16 protein-coding genes are annotated in these 19,132 nt (G+C 62.9%); 13 read left to right on the forward strand and 3 right to left on the reverse strand.

Translation table 11 applies throughout. The features are described 5' to 3' along the window. Nucleotides 1-4: 4 nt before the first annotated feature. The 10 genes from prfA (at nt 5) to glyA (ending at nt 10,696) form a co-directional block, all read left to right on the forward strand. Nucleotides 5-1,078: a peptide chain release factor 1 gene (prfA, locus tag JC200_RS12200; RefSeq protein WP_274431977.1), complete on the forward strand. Its 1,074-nt coding sequence runs from the start codon at nt 5-7 to the stop codon at nt 1,076-1,078. Nucleotides 1,079-1,083: 5 nt separating this feature from the next. Next, on the forward strand, nt 1,084-2,328 hold the full coding sequence (locus tag JC200_RS12205) for a N5-glutamine methyltransferase family protein (protein WP_274431978.1): 1,245 nt from the start codon (nt 1,084-1,086) through the stop codon (nt 2,326-2,328). Nucleotides 2,329-3,377: 1,049 nt separating this feature from the next. Continuing rightward, nucleotides 3,378-4,202, forward strand: coding sequence for a stage II sporulation protein R (spoIIR, locus tag JC200_RS12210; RefSeq protein ID WP_274431979.1), 825 nt, complete (start codon nt 3,378-3,380; stop codon nt 4,200-4,202). A 78-nt stretch (nt 4,203-4,280) separates the two neighbouring features. Further along, on the forward strand, nt 4,281-5,330 hold the full coding sequence (locus tag JC200_RS12215) for an L-threonylcarbamoyladenylate synthase (protein ID WP_274431980.1): 1,050 nt from the start codon (nt 4,281-4,283) through the stop codon (nt 5,328-5,330). Nucleotides 5,331-5,898: 568 nt separating this feature from the next. Next, entirely contained in the window at nt 5,899-6,045 is a 147-nt protein-coding gene (locus JC200_RS12220) for a hypothetical protein (RefSeq protein WP_274431981.1), read from the forward strand. Nucleotides 6,046-6,377: 332 nt separating this feature from the next. Then, a complete protein-coding gene (locus tag JC200_RS12225; protein ID WP_274431982.1) occupies nt 6,378-6,959 on the forward strand; it encodes a manganese efflux pump MntP in 582 nt (193 codons plus the stop codon). Between the two features lie 359 nt (nt 6,960-7,318). Beyond that, nucleotides 7,319-7,918 carry a low molecular weight protein arginine phosphatase gene (locus JC200_RS12230; RefSeq protein WP_274431983.1) on the forward strand — a complete coding sequence of 200 codons (600 nt, stop codon included), beginning with the start codon at nt 7,319-7,321 and terminating at the stop codon, nt 7,916-7,918. Between the two features lie 134 nt (nt 7,919-8,052). Beyond that, nucleotides 8,053-8,631 (forward strand): ribose 5-phosphate isomerase B, encoded by a 579-nt coding sequence (gene rpiB / locus JC200_RS12235; protein WP_338000172.1) that lies wholly within the window; start codon nt 8,053-8,055, stop codon nt 8,629-8,631. After that, entirely contained in the window at nt 8,625-9,254 is a 630-nt protein-coding gene (locus tag JC200_RS12240; protein ID WP_274431984.1) for a TIGR01440 family protein, read from the forward strand. Before rpiB ends, JC200_RS12240 begins: the two co-directional genes overlap by 7 nt. Before the next feature lie 83 nt (nt 9,255-9,337). Continuing rightward, on the forward strand, nt 9,338-10,696 hold the full coding sequence (glyA, locus tag JC200_RS12245) for a serine hydroxymethyltransferase (protein ID WP_274431985.1): 1,359 nt from the start codon (nt 9,338-9,340) through the stop codon (nt 10,694-10,696). Between the two features lie 1,301 nt (nt 10,697-11,997). On the opposite strand, the gene JC200_RS12250 is transcribed toward glyA, so the two are convergent. Together JC200_RS12250 and JC200_RS12255 are read right to left on the reverse strand one after the other, a co-directional pair. After that, nucleotides 11,998-13,533, reverse strand: a complete 1,536-nt coding sequence (locus JC200_RS12250; RefSeq protein ID WP_274431986.1) for an MFS transporter — start codon at nt 13,531-13,533, stop codon at nt 11,998-12,000. A gap of 17 nt (nt 13,534-13,550) precedes the next feature. After that, nucleotides 13,551-14,987: an MGDG synthase family glycosyltransferase gene (locus tag JC200_RS12255; RefSeq protein ID WP_274431987.1), complete on the reverse strand. Its 1,437-nt coding sequence runs from the start codon at nt 14,985-14,987 to the stop codon at nt 13,551-13,553. Between the two features lie 201 nt (nt 14,988-15,188). On the opposite strand from JC200_RS12255, the gene upp reads away from it, so the two are divergent. From upp to JC200_RS12270, 3 genes are all read left to right on the forward strand, one after another. Next, nucleotides 15,189-15,818 (forward strand): uracil phosphoribosyltransferase, encoded by a 630-nt coding sequence (gene upp / locus JC200_RS12260; protein WP_274431988.1) that lies wholly within the window; start codon nt 15,189-15,191, stop codon nt 15,816-15,818. Between the two features lie 113 nt (nt 15,819-15,931). Then, the gene (wecB, locus tag JC200_RS12265) at nt 15,932-17,062 is read left to right on the forward strand and encodes a non-hydrolyzing UDP-N-acetylglucosamine 2-epimerase (RefSeq protein WP_274436533.1); all 1,131 of its coding nucleotides are present in this window, start codon (nt 15,932-15,934) and stop codon (nt 17,060-17,062) included. Between the two features lie 6 nt (nt 17,063-17,068). Continuing rightward, nucleotides 17,069-18,250 (forward strand): acetyl-CoA C-acetyltransferase, encoded by a 1,182-nt coding sequence (locus JC200_RS12270; protein WP_274431989.1) that lies wholly within the window; start codon nt 17,069-17,071, stop codon nt 18,248-18,250. A 242-nt stretch (nt 18,251-18,492) separates the two neighbouring features. Here the strand turns inward: JC200_RS12270 and JC200_RS12275 are convergent, their stop codons facing one another. Next, the gene (locus JC200_RS12275; protein WP_274431990.1) at nt 18,493-18,684 is read right to left on the reverse strand and encodes a hypothetical protein; all 192 of its coding nucleotides are present in this window, start codon (nt 18,682-18,684) and stop codon (nt 18,493-18,495) included. Nucleotides 18,685-19,132 lie beyond the last annotated feature (448 nt).

Genomic DNA, 19,132 nt, shown 5'->3' on the forward strand with positions numbered 1-19,132 from the left:
GACTATGTTTGACCGACTAGCTGCTATCGCGCGGCGGTATGACGAGGTGTCTGAGCGCCTTTGTGATCCCGCTGTCGTCAGCAACGTCGCCAAGCTCCGTGAGTATTCGAAGGAGCAGGCGGAGCTCGCGCCGACCGTCGAGGCGTATCGCCACTTCAAGCAGGTGGGCGAGCAAATCCAAGAGGCCAAGCAGATGCTGCAGGAGAAGCTGGACGAAGAGATGCGCGAGTTCCTTCGCGCCGAGCTATCCGAGCTCGAAGACGAGCAGCAAAAAGTCACGGATGAGTTGCAGATGTTGCTGTTGCCGCGCGATCCGAATGATGACAAAAACGTCTTCCTCGAAGTCCGCTCTGCAGCGGGTGGCGACGAGGCGGCGCTGTTCGCGTCACAGCTGCTGCGCATGTATTCGCGTTACGCGGAGCGCCAACGGTGGAAGGCCGAGGTCATCGACGCCAGTTACACCGAGCTCGGCGGTCTCAAGGAGGCGACGCTGTCCATCCAAGGACAGGGCGCATACAGCAAACTGAAGTGGGAAAGCGGCACGCACCGCGTGCAGCGTGTGCCGGTGACCGAGTCTGGCGGGCGCATCCACACGTCGACCGCGACCGTCGCCGTGTTGCCCGAGGTCGAGGACATCGAGGTCGACATCAATGAGAAAGACATCCGCGTCGACACCTTCTGCTCGACCGGGCCCGGCGGCCAGAGCGTCAACACGACGCAGTCTGCGGTGCGCATCACACACATGCCGACCGGCATTGTCGTCTCCTGTCAGGACGAAAAGTCGCAGCTGAAGAACCGCGACAAGGCCATGCGCGTCCTGCGTGCGCGTCTGTACGAGAAGTACGAAATGGAGCAACAGCAGGAACTCGCCGCCCAGCGCAAGGGCCAGGTCGGCACCGGCGATCGCAGTGAGCGCATCCGGACCTTCAACTTCCCACAGAGTCGCGTGACCGACCACCGCGTCGGCCTCACTTCGCACCGCATCGAGTCGATTCTAGATGGCGATCTCGACGAGATCATTCAGGCTCTCCACCTCGCCGAGCGCACCGAGAAACTCGCGGCTGCGGCGGAGGCGTAAGCGGCGTGGCTGCTCCAGATGATCCCGAAGTGTTCACGGCTGACCCTGCCGGCATCCCGACCGTCCGCGCCACGGCCCCGGCTGACCCTGCCGGCATCCCGACCGTTCGCGCCACGGCACCGGCTGACCCTGCCGGCATCCCGACCGTCCGCGCCGCCATCGCGTGGGTAACGGTTGAGCTGACCTCTGCCGGCACGCGTGCACCGGAGGCGGAGGCTGACATTTTGCTTCAGTGGGCCACCGGTTGGTCGCGCACGCAAATCCTCACGTCGGTTATGGATGCTCTCCCGGCAGAGGCAGCGGCCCGACTGCACGAGGCGGTTGCCAAGCGTCGACAGGGCGTACCGGTGCAGTATATCACCGGCCAGGCGGGCTTCTACGGCCGCCTGTTTGCCGTTCGCGAAGGTTGCCTCATCCCGCGCCCGGAGACGGAAGTGCTGGCCGAGGCCGCGATTGGTTGGATCACGGCGCACGCCCCGACAGCGCGTGTTGTCGACCTCGGCTCGGGCAGCGGCGCTCTCGCTGTGACGCTTGCCCTCGAGTGCCCACAGGCACGCGTCACTGCGCTTGATCTGTCGCCGGAGGCGGCCGCGATCACTTGTGAGAACGCACAGCGCCTTGCCGCCGACGTCGAGGTCGTCGTCACGGACGGTTTCGCGTGGCTGGCGGCGCAAGCTGACTTCGAAGTGCGGCTGGGACCGTCGGCTGAGGCGGGCCTGTCCGCTGAGGCGCGACTCCCGGCTGAGGAGGGCCTGTCGGCTGAGGCGCGACTCCCGGCTGCGCGCCCCCAAGTGCTCGTCAGCAACCCGCCGTACATCCCAAGCGCCGTGATCGAAGGGCTCGACGCAGAAGTCCGCGACTTTGAGCCGCGTCTCGCGCTTGACGGCGGGGAAGACGGGCTCGACCCTTACCGTAGGTTGGCAGAACTGGGTGACCGGTTTTTTGAACCCGCCTCGCCTGCCGCCCTCTTTCTCGAAGTGGGAGACGACCAAGCGGACGACGTCATCGGGCTGTTTACAGGCAGTTCAGACTCGAATAGTGAGTTGGGCAAAGCGCCCGACGCAGACCCGGGCGCCGCTCAGAATGGTGGAGCGTGCTGCGATCTGGGCCCTGCGCACCACCGCGGACCAAGTAGCGCGACAAGTGTGCAGTCTCGTTGGCTGGGCTGGCGGTTCTGGGACATCGCGGATCTGCGCGGCGTGCGCCGCATCGTGGCCGGCGAGCGACTGTCGCCGCCCGGGCAACTCTAGCGACAAGCAACCGTCCGGTACGCACCGCCGACTGTCCCGCAAGCACCGCCGTAGTCAACATCTGCCCGGTATTACCCGGGCGCTTGGTGCACGAGCTGGTGTATCAGGCCACCTTTCCACTGACTGAGCTCCTACTCCGATTTCACCTGGCGCGGGTGCGGCTGTACGACTGTAGGTGTCAAATTGACACTTCCCGGAGTGCGCGTACGGCTGCAGGTGTCAAATTGACACTTACCGGCTCGCGGGTACGGCTGTAGGTGTCAATTTGACACTTACCGGCTCGCGGGTGCGGCTGCAGGTGTCAAATTGACACTTACCGGATCGCGGGTGCGGCTGCAGGTGTCAAATTGACACTTACCGGATTGCGGGTGCGGCTGCAGGTGTCAAATTGACACTTACCGGCTCGCGGGTACGGCTGCAGGTGTCAAATTGACACTTACACGCGCGCGGGCACGGCTGTAGGTGTCAAATTGACACTTAGCGGCTCTCGGGTGGGGCTGTAGGTGTCAAATTGACACTTCGACGCGTGCGGGTGGGGCTGTAGGTGTCAAATTGACACTTAGCGGCTCTCGGGTGGGGCTGTAGGTGTCAAATTGACACTTACACGCGCGCGGGTACGGCTGTAGGTGTCAAATTGACACTTACCGGAGTGCGGGTGCGGCTGTAGGTGTCAAATTGACACTTACCGGAGTGCGGGTGCGGCTGCAGGTGTCAAATTGACACTTACCGGAGTGCGGGTGCGGCTGCAGGTGTCAAATTGACACTTACCGGAGTGCGCGTACGGCTGCAGGTGTCAAATTGACACTTACACGCGCACGGGTGCGGCTGCAGGTGTCAAATTGACACTTACCGGATCGCGGGTGCGGCTGCAGGTGTCAAATTGACACTTACCGGAGTGCGGGTTCGGCTGTAGGTGTCAAATTGACACTTACCGGATTGCGGGTACGGCTGTAGGCACCGCCAAAATTGCGCCTCTCTCAAATCTCGCAGGTATAAACCTATCATCTCGTGGTCAGACTGCTTGCTAGAGATGATAGGAGGCGGATGGAATGAGCGCGAAGCGGCTTCTCGTGTTCTTGGCAGGCGTAGCAGTGGTGGTCGGAGCAGGACGGATGTACTTGCAGCAAGGAACGGCGAACGCACAGGTGATCCCGCCCGGCAGCAGCAGCATCGCAGGCGGCGCGTCCGCCTCCGCCGGCAGCAGCAGCATCGCAGGCGGCGCGTCCGCCTCCGCCTCCAGCAACAGCAGCCTCACGGCGGCGGCGGCTTCGGTGGACAGCGTGATCCACAACATCGCGACCCCGAGCGCCGCGCCCATCCCGAAACAGGCGCTGCGGCTGCGGATTATAGCGAACAGCGACAGCAACGCCGACCAGTCAGTGAAGCTGAAGGTGCGCAACGCTGTTGTCGTGCAGGTGGCAGAGTACCTGAGGGGCGCGAAAAATGCGCAACAGGCGCGCACGATTGTCGAGGCGCACATTCCGCAGATCGAGGCGCTTGCGAAGAAGGTCGTCCGCCAGAACGGCTTTACATACGCTGTGAAGACCAACGTGGGCATGGTGCCGTTTCCGACCAAGATCTACGGCAACCAGGTCTACCCGGCGGGCAATTACGAGGCTTTGCGCATTGAGCTCGGCAAGGCCGCGGGGATGAACTGGTGGTGCGTGTTGTTCCCGCCACTCTGCTTCATCGACATCGCGGAAGGCGATGCAGTACCGAACACCGGTGGGTTCCCGGACCTGCCGCCGCTCGAGACAATCAAGATCCCGAATCAGAACGGACAAATGACCAACGTGCAGGTGCGACTCGCCTCCGTCGACTACGGCGAGGAATTATGGCACGCTGTGCAGAATTGGATCTCGAAGCATGCATGACTGATGATTGAGCGTGACAGCGTGACAGCGTGACAGCGTGACAGCGATGTAGCGTGACGATGTAAGGGAGTGTTGTCGATGCACGTCTGGCCTGATACCCTGGCTGGCCTGCACGCCGCAGCGTCTGTGCTGCGTGCAGGCGGCCTCGTCGCGTTTCCCACAGAAACTGTGTACGGCCTTGGCGCGAATGCCTGGAACGAGTCGGCTGTTCGGCGCGTGTTCGAGGCGAAGGGCCGCCCGGCGGACAACCCACTGATCGTGCACGTCGCCGGCACACGACACCTCGAAGGCGTGGTGCAGGATGTCGCGACGCTGCCGCAGACCGTCCGCCGCGCGATGGAAGTCTTCTGGCCCGGGCCGCTGACGCTGCTGTTGCCCGCACACCCGCGACTTGCACCCTCGACGCACCCGATGCTCCCGACCGTGGGGGTGCGGATGCCGAATCACCCAGTCGCGCTCGCCTTGCTGGAACAGGCAAATTGCCCAGTCGCAGCGCCGTCCGCCAACAAGTCCGGTCGCCCGAGTCCCACGCTCGCCACAGACGTCGTAGAGGATCTCGGTGAGGCAATCGCTGGCGTGATCGACGGCGGCCCATCCAGCATCGGAGTCGAGTCGACGGTGGTGGCCATCGGGATCGACCATGCGACGATTTACCGCCCCGGCGGCGTATCGGCCCAGCAACTAGAGGACGCCTTGTCCGTCCCGGTCTCCCTCGACGCCCACCTCCTCGACCCGACCTCGGCCCCGCGCGCGCCCGGCATGAAGTACCGCCACTACGCGCCGTCTGCGGAGGTGATGGTGTTTATGGGTGACACCGCGGCCGTCGAAGACACGATTGTCCGCGTGGCATCAGATCCCGCAGCCTCCCCGGCCGCGATCATTGCACCGGAGCAAGTGCGCGGTGTCATGCGCGGATCGGTGCTCGACTGGTGGCCGGAACCTGGTGAGAACTACACGGTGGCGCTCAGCCGCGAGTTGTACCGCCTACTGCGCGCATTCGACCGCGCGGGCGCCAAGCGCATCCTCATTGCAGGGGTCGACCCGCTAGCACGCGACGCGCATCCGCTCGCGCTCGCGGTCATGAACCGCCTAGAGAAAGCGGCCTCCGGTCGCGTCGTCCGGGTGTAGCCACTCGCGGAGCCACTCGGGTCTGGGTGGCAGTCGGTCGCGGGGGCAGTCGCGTCGGGGTGGGTCGGGTTGCGCCATTGCGCACAGAGTGCGTATACTGGGACGCCCGTTCAAGTCGCCCGTTGAGACTGCCGGTTGAGACTGTCGGTTGAGACTGCCTGTTCAGGCCTGTTAGCCATCCAGCGAACCAATAAGTGCGTCCGTTTGGTAGAAACGGCCCGAACGGGCCGTTTTCCGATTATGACGAACTTTAATGACCTGTTGCGCAGATGTTTGGCACGAAACCGACACATAGCTGGCGCTACGGCTCGGCTATGTGATCGAAACCGACTTATAGCTGGCGCTACGGCTCGGCTATGTGATCGAAATGGACACATAGCTGGCGGCAAGACCCGGCTATGTGATCGGAATCGACACATAGCTGGCGGCAAGACTCAGCTATGTGATCGAAATCGACACATAGCTAGCAGCACGACTCGGCTATGTGATCGAAACCGACACATAGCTGGCGGCAAGACGCGGCTATGTGATCGAAATCGACACATAGGTGGCGGCAAGACCCGGCTATGTGATCGAAACCGACACATACGGGGCGGCAGGACTCGGCTATGTGATCGAAATCGACATATACGAAGCGGCAGGACTGGGCTATGTGATCGAAATCGACACATGGCGGCCGCTACCGGCTCGGCTATGTGGTCGCTGGCGCCGCTAAACGCTTGACCTCGTGACGCTACCCGGCAACCGAACCACCACCGAACTACGCCACATTGACGCTATACGAACGCGGGTCGAAGGTGCCCATCTCGCAAATCCATTAGAAGGAGAAAATCGCCTCAGAGGCGATTTTCAACAACTTTAGGATAGCCAAGATTCGCAGAGTGACAGGCTGCCATATAGGAACACTGCCCCGCCACAGCCTGCCCCACGCCCCTACGCCTCACGCCCCACCCCTTTACGCCTCACGCCTGCGCCCCACCGCAACTTGGACATCTTCACGTGGACGAGCGCATATAAGTGGGAGAGTGGGTAGGAGGGCGATCACGGTTGCTCAGTCAAGTTTTCTCACTCAATCACGTACACGACGGAATGCAAATCTTCATGATGGCGATTGCGCTCGGTATGGACGCGTTTTCCCTCGCCGTTGGGCTCGGCCTGCAAGGTCTCTCGCGCGAGCGGGCGCTGCGGCTGGCGTTACTCATCGGGATCTTCCATGTCGGCATGACGCTCGGCGGCCTGTATGCCGGAATGATGCTCCACGGTGTGCTCGGGCAAGTGACGAAGTGGTTCAGCGGAGCGCTGTTGATAGGACTGGCGCTGCACATGATCTACGCGAGTTTGTTCCACCGCGACGAGGCTGATAAAGTCACGCTCGGCGCAACCGCAGTGGGCGCGGTCCTGTTCGCTGGCGGCGTGTCGTTCGACGCGCTCTCCGTTGGCTTCAGCCTCGGCCTGCGCAGCACAGCCTATGGCCTCGTCAGCGCCGTGGTGTTCGGCGCCGCCGCGACCGTGATGGTTGTCCTTGGCGTCCTCGTCGGCAAACGTGCGAACGCGCTCACCGGAACGTACGGCGAGTTGATCGGCGCAGCCATTCTCCTCGGCTACGGTCTCCACTTCCTTTTGCAATAGCTTTCATCCGATCCCGCCCGCCTCCGGCCGGCCCCACGCCCGGCCCCGCTTGATCCCGCCCGCCTCCGTTTGGTCCTGCGCCCGCCTCGGACCGGTCCTGCGCCTGGCCCCACGCCCGGCCGCGGTTAATCCCGCCCGCCTCCGCCCGCCTCCACGCCTCTCCGCGAAGCTCCCAGTTGATCCTGCCCGCTGCGCAACAGCGGCATCTATTTCGTAAATCCCAATTCTCCGATAAACTACACACAGCATGACCAATTGAGCGAGGGCTCCCCGTCCATCTGGACCGTGATCTCACAGTTCGTTGCATGACGATTTCTTACAGCGATATACTGCAATCGAAAGCGCAGGAGGGATGCATCGTGCGCCTGTTGTTCGTGTGTACGGGAAACACCTGCCGCAGTCCGATGGCAGAACACATCACCAAGCAGAAGTTGAAGGATCGCGGTCTCAACTGGCAAGTCCGGTCCGCAGGGGTGTTTGCGGGTGCGGGCATGCCTATGGCCGATCACGCTGTCACCGTCCTCAAAAGGCGTCAGATTCAAGCCTCGCACCGATCGAAATCTGTGACTGAGAAGATGCTCGACGGTGCAGACATTGTGCTCACCATGACCGAGGCGCACCGCCAAGACTTGGTGCGGCGCTTCCCTCAGGCCGCGGACAAGACCCACGCGCTGTTGCGGTTTATTGCGGACGACGACCTGGGCCAGACAGGCGATGGGGCAGGCGGCTCAAGCCACGGTGCGGGCGGCGACTCGGTGGCTGCTAGCGGGTCCGCGAAGCTGTTCGGGTCGGCCGGACAATCCAGCGGTCAGTATGATATTGTAGATCCTATCGGTGGGCCCGAAGCCGCCTATGAGGCGTGCGCGGACCGGTTAGATTCGGCGATTGACGACCTTTTAAACCGGCTGGAGGCGCAGCAAGAGATCGACCGCTTGCACAAACCGCGTGGAGAATCCTGAGCAAGCACCCGCAGCACCCGCAACAGCAGCACCCGCAGTAGGACATGCACCAGCACCAGCCACCTTGGCTAGCCTGCAGCATCTGTACCAGCACCTTGGCGAGCCTGCAAAAACGAACGGAGGCAGTTACAGCAATGAAAGTAGCAGTCGGATGTGATCACGGTGGCTTCCACCTCAAACAGACAGTGCTTGATACGCTTCGTGACCTGGGCGTCGAGTTCGACGACCTTGGCACATACAGCGACGGCTCCGTTGACTATCCAGAGTTTGGCAAGAAAGTTGCGACGGGAGTGGCGGCAGGAAGGTACGACCGCGGCATTCTCATCTGCGGCACCGGCCTTGGCATGTGCATCACAGCGAACAAGGTAGCAGGCGTTCGCGCGGTGACGGCGCACGATGTCTTTTCCGCGGAGATGTCGCGCCGCCACAACAACGCGAACGTCCTCACGATGGGTGAACGCGTCGTCGGCCCTGGTGTCGCCAGGCAGGTCGTGGAAGTCTGGATTAAGACTGACTTCGAAGGCGGTCGCCATGCGCGCCGCGTGGACCAGATGAACGCGCTGGATGCGGTTCGGGATCACGGTGATGGCGCGCACGGCACAGCCGCTGATGCGGTGTCGTACCTGTCCGCAACCAGTTCCGGGGACGGCGGGAGTGACAAGCCGTCCGAGCAGGCACTGGCCGCCGACGTGGCAGGTGGCGGCGGGTGCTGAACGAAGAAGTCACTCTCGGCAGCGTCCGCGACGAACTCGCGACCTGCCTGGCTGACCTGCAACAGGTTGCACAACTGCGCCCGGGGCATCTGTTGGTGGTCGGGGCGTCGACAAGCGAGATCGCCGGAAAGCGCATTGGCACGGCGACCTCGGTTGAGCTCGGCAAAGTCGTCGTCGACACGGTCCTTGCGTTTGCGCATGAAGCCGGTTGCGACGTGGCGTTTCAGTGCTGCGAGCACCTCAACCGGTCGCTTGTCGTGTCGCGACACCTGGCAGACGCTCGCGGTTGGCAAGAAGTCGCGGCCGTACCAGTGCCCGGGGCCGGGGGCGCGATGGCTGCGCACGCCTATTTTGCGATCCCGGACGCCTGCCTGGTGGAGAGTGTTCGGGGTGACGCCGGGATCGACATCGGCGACACACTCGTCGGCATGCACCTGAAGCGGGTGGCGGTGCCGGTTCGCGCGTCACGCAAGGAAGTCGGCCGTGCGCACGTGGTGATGGCGCACACGCGCCCACCGCGCATCGGCGGCGAACGCGCAGTCTACGACGTTGCAGAAGCGCGGCGTCGATTGGGCCTCGACGGCGATCGGCCAACCGGCGACGAACCCGTCGGAGACTGCTAGGTGAAGGGTCATCGGCGCGATCGACCACAGTTCGACCCGCCGTTGGGTCCAATAGGCTCGGTACATAAAAGGGGGAGAGGCAAATGCCAAACTTGGCAGCATGGGACGAGGACGTAGCGCGTGCGATGGAACAGGAGTTGCATCGGCAGCGAGACAAGATTGAACTGATCGCATCGGAGAACTTCGTCAGCCAGGCGGTGCTCGACGCAATGGGCAGCGTGCTGACGAACAAGTACGCGGAGGGTTATCCGGGCAAGCGCTATTACGGTGGGTGTGAATATGTGGATGTGGTGGAGAACATCGCGCGCGACCGGGCGAAGCAGTTGTTCGGCGCGGAGCACGCCAACGTACAGCCACACTCCGGCGCGCAGGCGAACATGGCGGTGTACTTCGCCGCACTGAAGCCGGGCGACACGGTGCTCGGCATGAACCTCGCGCATGGCGGCCACCTCACGCACGGCAGTCCGGTGAACTTTTCCGGCCAGTTGTACAACTTCGTCGCCTACGGCGTGACGGAGGAGACGCAGACGATTGACTACGACGAGGTCCTGCGGATCGCGAAAGAACACCGCCCGAAGATGCTCGTGGCGGGGGCGAGTGCGTACCCGCGCGTGATTGACTTCCAGCGGATGCGCGCCATCGCGGACGAGGTCGGCGCGTATCTGTTCGTCGACATGGCGCACATCGCAGGCCTCGTGGCAGCCGGCCTCCACCCGTCACCCATCCCGCACGCCCACTTCACCACCACGACGACGCACAAAACGCTGCGCGGACCGCGCGGCGGCATGATTTTGACGACCGAAGAGTGGGCGAAAGCGATTGACAAGAGCGTCTTCCCGGGCGTGCAAGGCGGCCCGCTGATGCACGTCATCGCGGGCAAAGCTGTCGCGTTCGGCGAGGCCTTGCAGCCGGAGTTCAAGGACTACTCGCGCCGCATCATCGACAACGCCCATGCCTTGGCCGACGGCCTGCTGCGCCGCGGCTTCAACCTGGTGTCCGGCGGCACAGACAATCACCTGCTCTTGATTGACGTGCGCAACCTCGGGGTGACGGGCAAGGAGGCGGAGCACCGCCTCGACGAGGTCGGCGTGACGGTGAACAAAAACGCCATCCCGTTCGATCCCGCCAAGCCCTTCGTCACCTCCGGCGTCCGCATCGGTACGCCTGCGGTCACGTCTCGCGGCATGGACGCGGCGGCGATGGACGAGATCGCGGAGGTCTTCGCCCTGGTGTTGGGCGCCTCCGGTTCATCGGCAGGCGAAGGCGCAGTCGACGCTGCCTCCGCAACCAGCCCCGCTGCCACGGAGCGCGAAGCTGCGGAGCGCGAGGCTGCAGCTCACGAGGCTGCCGCTCACGAAGCCGCCGCTCACGAAGCCGCGGAGCGCGTGCAGAAGCTGACGGCGCGCTTCCCGCTCTACTCGGGCCTCAGCTACGTGGAGTAACTTTTGAGCAGATTGGAGCCGGGCCGCCGGCACAGCCGGGCCGACTGTGCCGACTCGTTGTGCCGGCTCGCTGCGCCGTAACCGCCATGACGGCTCGCCATCCGATTGGATTTCGAAAGGCAAGTTGGAGGTGGGCCGTTGTGACGGCCCACCAACCGATTGGGTATTGGGTTGGGCTGGGTTGGGCTTGGGTTAGGCTGGATTGGGCTTTAGCAGGCCGTGGCCTACCGCTAAGTTCCGGCATATTAGCCTCAAGCCAGCGCCAGAATGGCGCTAATGGTGTGATAGCGCCATATTGGCGGAATCCGTGCGGAGTCTTACGGCGAATAGCGCCAGAATGGCGCTAATGGAGTGGATAGCGCCAAAGTGGCGCTATCTATGCGGAGTCCTACGGCGAATAGCGCCAGAATGGCGTTAATGGTGTGGATAGCGCCAAAGTGGCGCTATCTATGCGGAGTCCTACGGCGAATAGCGCCAGAATGGCGCTAATGGTTTGGATAGCGCCAAAGTGGCGCTATCTATGCGGAGTCCTACGGCGAATAGCGCCAGAATGGCGCTAATGGTGTGGATAGCGCCATATTGGCGCTATCCAAACGGAGTCCTACGGCGAATAGCGCCATTCTGGCGCTAATGGAGTGGATAGCGCCAAAGTGGCGCTATCCAAGCGGAGTCCTACGGCGAATAGCGCCAGAATGGCGCTAATGGTGTGGATAGCGCCAAAGTGGCGCTATCTAAGCAAAGTCCTACGGTGAATAGCGCCAGAATGGCGCTAATGGTGTGGATAGCGCCAAAGTGGCGCTATCTAAGCGGAGTCCTACGGTGAATAGCGCCAGAATGGCGCTAATGGTGTGATAGCGCCATATTGGCGGAATCCGTGCGGAGTCCTATGGGGTATAGCGCCAGAATGGCGCTAATGGAGTGGATAGCGCCAAAGTGGCGCTATCTAAGCGGAGTCCTACGGCGAATAGCGCCATTCTGACGCTAATGGAGTGGATAGCGCCAAAGTGGCGCTACCTAAGCGGGGTCCTACGGCGAATAGCGCCAGAATGGCGCTAATGGAGTGGATAGCGCCAAAGTGGCGCTATCCAAGCGGAGTCCTACGGCGAATAGCGCCATTCTGGCGCTAATGGAGTGGATAGCGCCAAAGTGGCGCTATCTAAGCGGAGTCCTACGGCGAATAGCGCCAGAATGGCGCTAATGGTGTGGATAGCGCCATATTGGCGCTATCACTCCGCCACCCGCCACCCTGCCTGCTTACCGTCGCCACCCGCCACCCGCGGCAAGCCTGCCGCGGGCCCCCACTACGCCCGCACGTCGGCCGCGCCGTCGCCGTCCGGTTCCGCGTCGAGGCGGGAACGGCGGGAGTTGCGCCGTGATCCAGTGGGGAGGATGAGGTACAGCAGCCCCATCGCGAAGATCATGCCCCCGCTCGCCCAAAACGGCGCCGCCGTGCCAACCTTGTCCCAAAGCAGACCGCCGACTGCCGGGCCCGTCGCCGAGCCAATGCCCTCCACCGCCATGAAGACGCCCCATAGGGTGCCTTTTTTGTCGGGATCAATCGACTCGTCCTGGACGAGGTTCCACGCTGGCAAGATAAACGCGTAGCAGGCGCCGAACAGCCCAATCGCCGCAAACGTCGTTGGCACCGTGGGGTGCAGCGGGTAGAGCACAAGACCGACGCCGGCAAGCCAGAGGCCGGGGATGAGGAACATGCGGGATCCGATGCGGTCGACCAGTTTGCCAGCCGGCACGAGGAGCGACACCGCCAGCAGGCCGCCAAACACGAGCAGCGCCGCGTACAGGGCGCCGCCGAGATGCAGCACTTCTTTGGTGTATACCGACAGAATCGGCAGCAGCGCCGCAATCGCGAAGGTCTGCGCGAACATGCCGGGGAACAGGTAGGCGGCTTCTCTCAGGTTGCGCAGCAGATCCCGCCAGTACACCAACCGCCTCCGCCTCTCGATGTCGAGTGTTCGGCGCGCCCGCACACTCCCCGGCGCCGCCCCACCGGCCACCGTCCCACCGTTCGCCGTCCCACCGCTCGCCGCCCCACCGGCCACCGCCCCACCGGCCACCGTCCCACCGGCCGCCGCCCCACCGGCCACCGTCCCACCGTTCGCCGTCCCACCGCTCGCCGCCCCACCGGCCAGCGTCCCACCGGCCACCGTCCCACCGGCCGACGCCCCACCGGCCGACGCCCGCACGGCAGCCTGCGCGAGCGTTCTCCGTCCGCCGAAGAAGGAGGCCAGCACAAGTCCAACGGCCGCCATCACGACGAGCAGCCAAAACGCAGCCGCATCGTGCGGGCTGTGGACAAAGCCGATCACCAGTCCTGTGACGACCGGGCCAGCGCCAGCGCCGCCAAGCCAAAATAGGTTCAGGTAGCTCATGAACACGGCGCGTTTTTGCACCGGCGTTGCGAGGCTAATGGCCGACATTGCGGCAGGCCATACCGGCGCTAGGCCGACGCCGTACAGTGCTGCTGCCAACAACAGCGCATGGACTGTCTCGACGTGCATCATCGTCACAATCGCGGCGATCATCGTCGCATATCCCGCGGCGAGGACTGGCCGGTGGCCAACGCGGTCGATTAACCACCCTGCAGGTGCCCGCAGCGCTGTATCGACTGCGTACTGAATCGACAGTGCGAGTGCCGTCCACGCGACTGGAAACCCAAGTACCACGTGCCCGTACGTCGGTAACAGGCTCAGCGCGAGCGCACCACGCACAAATTCCGAGATCGTCAGGCAAATCAGGATGCCTAGTAAAAACGGCTGGAACAACTCGGGTTCCAGCCAGCGGTTCAGATTCAGATAACGTCCTAGTGACTCGCGCAAACTTACGCCTCCTCGGGTCACCCGATGTCCCATGCCGTTTTACTCTGCGCAGAAGCAGGTCCCATTTGCAAATCGTGACCGGGGCGATTCTCCGCCTGCCGACGCTCTGCTAACGCGATGACTTCTCGCGCGATCTCGCGAGACGCGTGCAACTTGCGCACTCTCGCCGCCTGTTGCTGCATGTCGGCGCGTAAGGCCGGGTGCCAGAGCAGCAGATTGTGTACGTGTTGCACGACGTCGGCCTGGTTCTCGGCTAGCACCGCGGCGCCCGAGCGAACCAGGAAGCGTGCGTTTTGCACCTCTTGGCCCGGGATGGGCCGATACAGCACCATCGGCAGCTGTGAGGCGAGCCCTTCCGACACCGTCAGACCGCCAGCCTTCGTCAGCATTAAGTCGGAGACGGCCATCAACTCCGCAATTGTGTCGATAAACCCGAACACGCGCACTCTTTGCTGCCACTCCATCGGCCGGTCGGTCAGCATCGCCTCCAGCTGCGCGCGCAGGCGCTCGTTGCGCCCGGTCACCACTAATATCTGAAGCGGCGGCAGCTGGCTAGGACGCGGCAGTCCGCTCGGAATCGGGAGCGGCCGGCTAGGACGCGGCAGTCCGCTCGGAATCGGGAGAAGCCGGCTAGGACGCGGCAGTCCGCCAGAAATCGGCAGCAGCCCACTCAGGAGTGCCGGTTTGCCGCTGGCCAGGCCACGGCCCAGCAATCCTGTGCCGCCCACCGGACTCTCGCCGCCCGCCCCATTGAGCAGGTTGTCGACGATGCTCTCGATCTCGCCGAGCATTCCGTACCCGCCGCCCATGATGAGCAGCGTCGGCAGCGCAGGATTGAGTCCGTAATGCTGTTGCACGGTCGTACGGTCGGTCTCATGGTGGGTACTGTTAAAAAACGTGGAGCGCAGTGGAATTCCGGTGACCTTAATCGCTCTCGCCGCCACCCCACGCTTTATCAGGCCGGCTTTCACGGGGTGCGAGCCGACGAAGTAGAGGTCCGTGTGCGGGTGAATCCACTGGCTGTGGACCGCGTGGTCGGTGATTACGGTCGCCAGTGGCACGTTCGTCCGCCGCAGTTGCTTCAAGTGTGAAGCGACTCCGGCAGGCGTCGGGAATGTGCAGAGCACCACGTCTGGTGCCTCCCGCCGCAGGAGTTCGTCGAGTCCATTCAAACCAATCGAGTTGAGTTGGCGTTGCACAAGCGAACTGGGCGCGATTTGACTCGTCCCGTTGTAGAACCAGCCATACAGCATTGGCGCAAAGCGCACACTTTGCAAGTAGCAGTACTTAGCGATCGAGTCCAGTGTCGGGTGCATTGCACGGATGTAGTCGACAATCACCACTTCCGCCTCGGGGCACTCGGCGCCAATCGCGTCTCGAATCGCAGTCGCCGCTTGCTGGTGGCCTTCGCCATAGGAAGCAGACAGAATGAGAATCTTCACTCGTTTCGCCACGATTCGACACACCCCCGTTTCGCTTCGCCGCCCACAGGCGCCGCCCTTCGCCGCGCCCGGGATTCTGCTATAATGGCTCTGAAATGGCTCTGCACAAGATACGGCCTTGTTACACTCCATTCTAGTCAACTTGCCGGGAATCAAACGCCCAGACAAAGTTACTTATCGTCAAGTGTACGCTTTTGCAAAGGAGATACGCCAGTGGGACAAGTACACGTGCTCGGACACCCGCTCATCGCGCACAAACTGACTTACATGCGGATGAAGGACACACCAACCAAAGAGTTTCGCGAACTCGTGCAGGAAGTTGCGATGTTGATGGCTTACGAGATCACGCGCGATTTACCGCTGGCTCAAGTCGAGATTGAGACGCCTGTGGCCACCACACAAGCACAGGTGATTCACGGGAAAACGCTCGCCATTGTGCCCGTGCTGCGCGCTGGACTCGGGATGGCGGACGGCATTCTGCAACTCATTCCGAACGCTAAGGTGGGGCATGTCGGCCTCTATCGTGATCCGGAGACGCTCGAACCGGTCGAGTACTACTGTAAACTCCCGAGTATGCTTGAGGAGCGCGAGGTCATTGTCGTTGACCCGATGCTCGCGACAGGCGGCTCGGCGTCCGCTGCTATTACCGCCGTCAAACAGCGCGGCGCAAACTCGGTCAAGCTGATGTGCCTCGTGAGCGCGCCGGTTGGAGTGGAGCGAGTGCAGCGTGATCACCCTGATGTGGACATCTACGTCGCGTCAGTCGATGAGAAGCTCAATGATCACGGTTATATCGTCCCGGGTCTCGGCGACGCGGGCGACCGCCTCTACGGTACGAAGTAGCGCAGTCTAGCGCAGTCTTGGCAGCGGTGAACTGTCGTCGGGTAGCAGCACTCGACCCGGCCAACAGGATCGATTTGAGGAGGATTTATGTGGGCAGGGACCCCATTCGCGTGATGACAGTCTTCGGCACCAGGCCGGAGGCAGTGAAGATGGCACCGCTCGTGAAGGAACTCGAGGGCTACAGCGACATCGAGTCGACTGTGTGCGTGACGGCGCAGCACCGCGAAATGCTCGATCAGGTGCTCGACGTCTTCCACATCACGCCCGACGACGACCTCGACATCATGGAGCCGAGTCAGACGCTTGGCACTATCACTCGCAAGGCGCTCGAAGGTCTCGAACAGGTCATCGCGGCGCGCAAGCCTGACATTGTGCTCGTTCACGGCGACACCACGACGACGTTTGCGGCAGCGTTAGCTGCCTTCTACCAGCAAGTCGCAATTGGCCACGTCGAAGCGGGACTGCGCACCTACGACAAGTACAGCCCGTACCCGGAAGAGATGAACCGCCAACTCGCCGACGTGCTGTGCGACCTCTTCTTCGCTCCGACAGACTGGTCCAGAGACAACCTGCGTAAAGAGGGCAAACCGGAAGAACGGCTGTTCGTGACGGGCAACACGGCTATTGACGCGATGCGCACGACCATCCAAAAGGGGTACCGGCATGAGGTGCTCGACGCCATTCCGTCTGGCAGCCGCATGGTGTATATGACCTCGCACCGGCGCGAGAATCTTGGCGAGCCGCTCGAGAACATCTGCACGGCTGCGTTGCAGCTGGTTAACGAGTTTCCGGACATCCACCTCGTCTACCCGGTGCATCTCAACCCGAGCGTGCGCAAGACCGTGTTCGAGGTGCTTGGCAACCACCCGCGCATTCACCTCATTGACCCGCTTGGCATCGTCGACAATCACAACTTCATGGCTGGGGCGTATCTGATATTGACGGACTCCGGCGGGATCCAAGAGGAAGCGCCGTCGCTCGGCGTGCCGGTGCTGGTGATGCGCGATACGACGGAGCGTCCGGAAGGGATCGCGGCCGGCACGTTGAAACTAGTCGGCACCAGTCGCGACGCCATTTTTGACACGGCCTGCGAGCTGATGCGTAATTCGGAGAAGTACGCTGACATGGCGGGGCGCAAGAACCCGTACGGCGATGGCCAGGCGTCGCGCCGCATCGTCGAGGCGATTCTCCACCACTTTGGCCGCGGGCCGCGGCCGCAACCTTTCACGGTAGAAGAGGAGTGACCGGGAATGTCTGAAGAAGTCTTGCTGGCCGGGGCGGTACGCACAGCGATTGGCAACTTTCATGGCACACTGGCGCCGATGTCAGCGACGGACTTGGGGGGGATAGTCATCCGCGAGTCACTCGCGCGCGCCGGCGTCGACGCTGCACAAGTCGAAGAGGTTCTGATGGGCAACGTCTTGCAGGCTGGCCTGGGCCAGAACCCCGCGCGCCAGGCCGCGATTCGCGCCGGTCTCGCGCACGAGGTGCCGGCGACGACGATCAACAAAGTCTGCGGATCGGGTCTGAAGACGGTCATGCTCGCCGCCCAGGCCATCCGGGCGGGGGACGCGGGGGTGCTCGTCGCAGGCGGCATGGAGAGCATGACGAACGCGCCGTACCTGATGCCGGGTGCGCGCGCTGGTTATCGGATGGGTGACGCACAAGTGGTCGACAGCATGATTAAAGACGGCCTGTGGTGCGCATTCTGCGACACGCACATGGGCATTACGGCCGAAAACATCGCCGAGCGCTACTGCCTGACGCGCGAAGAGCAGGACGAGTTCTCGGCCTGGAGCCAGCAGAAAGCGGTCGCGGCGATCGAGAGTGGGCGCTTCAAGGACGAGATTGTCCCGGTGGAAGTCCGCGGTCGCAAAGGCTCGGTCGTCTTTGATACGGATGAATTCCCGCGCGCAGGCACAACGGCGGAAGGCCTCGCGAAGCTGCGCCCGGCCTTCAAGAAGGACGGCACGGTGACTGCCGGCAACGCCTCCGGCATTAACGACGGCGCCGCCGCAGTGGTGGTTGCCTCAGCGAGCCGCGCTGAGTCGCTTGGCTTGAAGCCGATGGCGCGCGTACTGTCGTACGCGAGTGTCGGCCTCGATCCCGCCGTCATGGGCCTCGGCCCCATCGAGTCAACGCGGCGCGCACTGGACCGCGCGGGCCTGACGGTCGCGGACATGGATCTGATTGAAGCTAACGAAGCATTCGCCGCGCAGTCACTGGCGGTCGGCAAGGAACTCGCATTTGATCACGACCGCCTGAACGTGAACGGCGGCGCTGTCGCGCTCGGCCACCCGATTGGCGCGAGTGGCACGCGCATTCTCGTCACCCTCCTGCACGAGCTGCAGAAGCGTGGCGGCCGCTATGGCCTCGCCACACTCTGCATCGGCGGCGGCCAAGGCGTGGCCATGGTCGTGGAGCGCCTGTAGCGGCAGCACGCCCGCCCGCCGCGCGGGCAATCTTTGGCGGCGGCGGCGCGGGCAGGGCAGGGCAGGGCAGGGCAGGGCAGGGCAGGGCAGGGCAGGGCAGGGCAGGGCAGGGCAGGGCAGGGCAGGGCAGGGCAGGGCAGGCAGTAACGCGGCCGCGGGCTGGCGGGCTGGCGGGCTGGCACTCTGCGAATCTTGGCTATCCTAAAGTTGCTGAAAATCGCCTCTGAGGCGATTTTCTCCTTTTAATGGACTTGCGAGATGGGCGACCTGCGGACCTGCGTTCGTACAGTGTCAATGCGGCGTAGTTCGTTGGTGGTTCGTTGGTGGTTCGTTGGTGGTTCGTCTGCCGGGTAGCGCCACGAGTTTAAGCGTTTAGCGGCGCCAGCGACCACATAGCCGAGTCCCGCCGCCTGGTATGTGTTGACTTCGATCACATAGTCGAGTCTTGCCGCCAGCTATGTGTCGGTTTCGATCACACAGCCGAGCCGCAGCGCCAGCCATGTGTCGGTTTCGATCACACAGCCGAGCCGCAGCGCCAGCCATGTGTCGATTTCGATCACATAGCCGAGCCCTGCCGCCAGCTATGTGTCGATTTCGATCACATAGCCGAGCCCTGCCGCCTGGTATGTGTCGATTTCGATCACATAGCCGGGCCTTGCTACCAGCTATGTGTCGATTTCGATCACATAGCCGAGCCGTAGCACCTGCTATGTGTCGGTTTCGATCACATAGCCGAGCCGTAGCACGAGCTATGTGTCGATTTCGATCACATAGCCGAGTCTTGCCGCCAGCCATGTGTCGATTTCGATCACATAGCCGGGCCTTGCTACGAGCTATGTGTCGGTTTCGATCACATAGCCGAGCCCTGCCGCCAGCTATGTG

The organism is Alicyclobacillus sp. ALC3, assembly GCF_028751195.1.
Taxonomy (GTDB): Bacteria; Bacillota; Bacilli; order Alicyclobacillales; family Alicyclobacillaceae; genus Alicyclobacillus_L.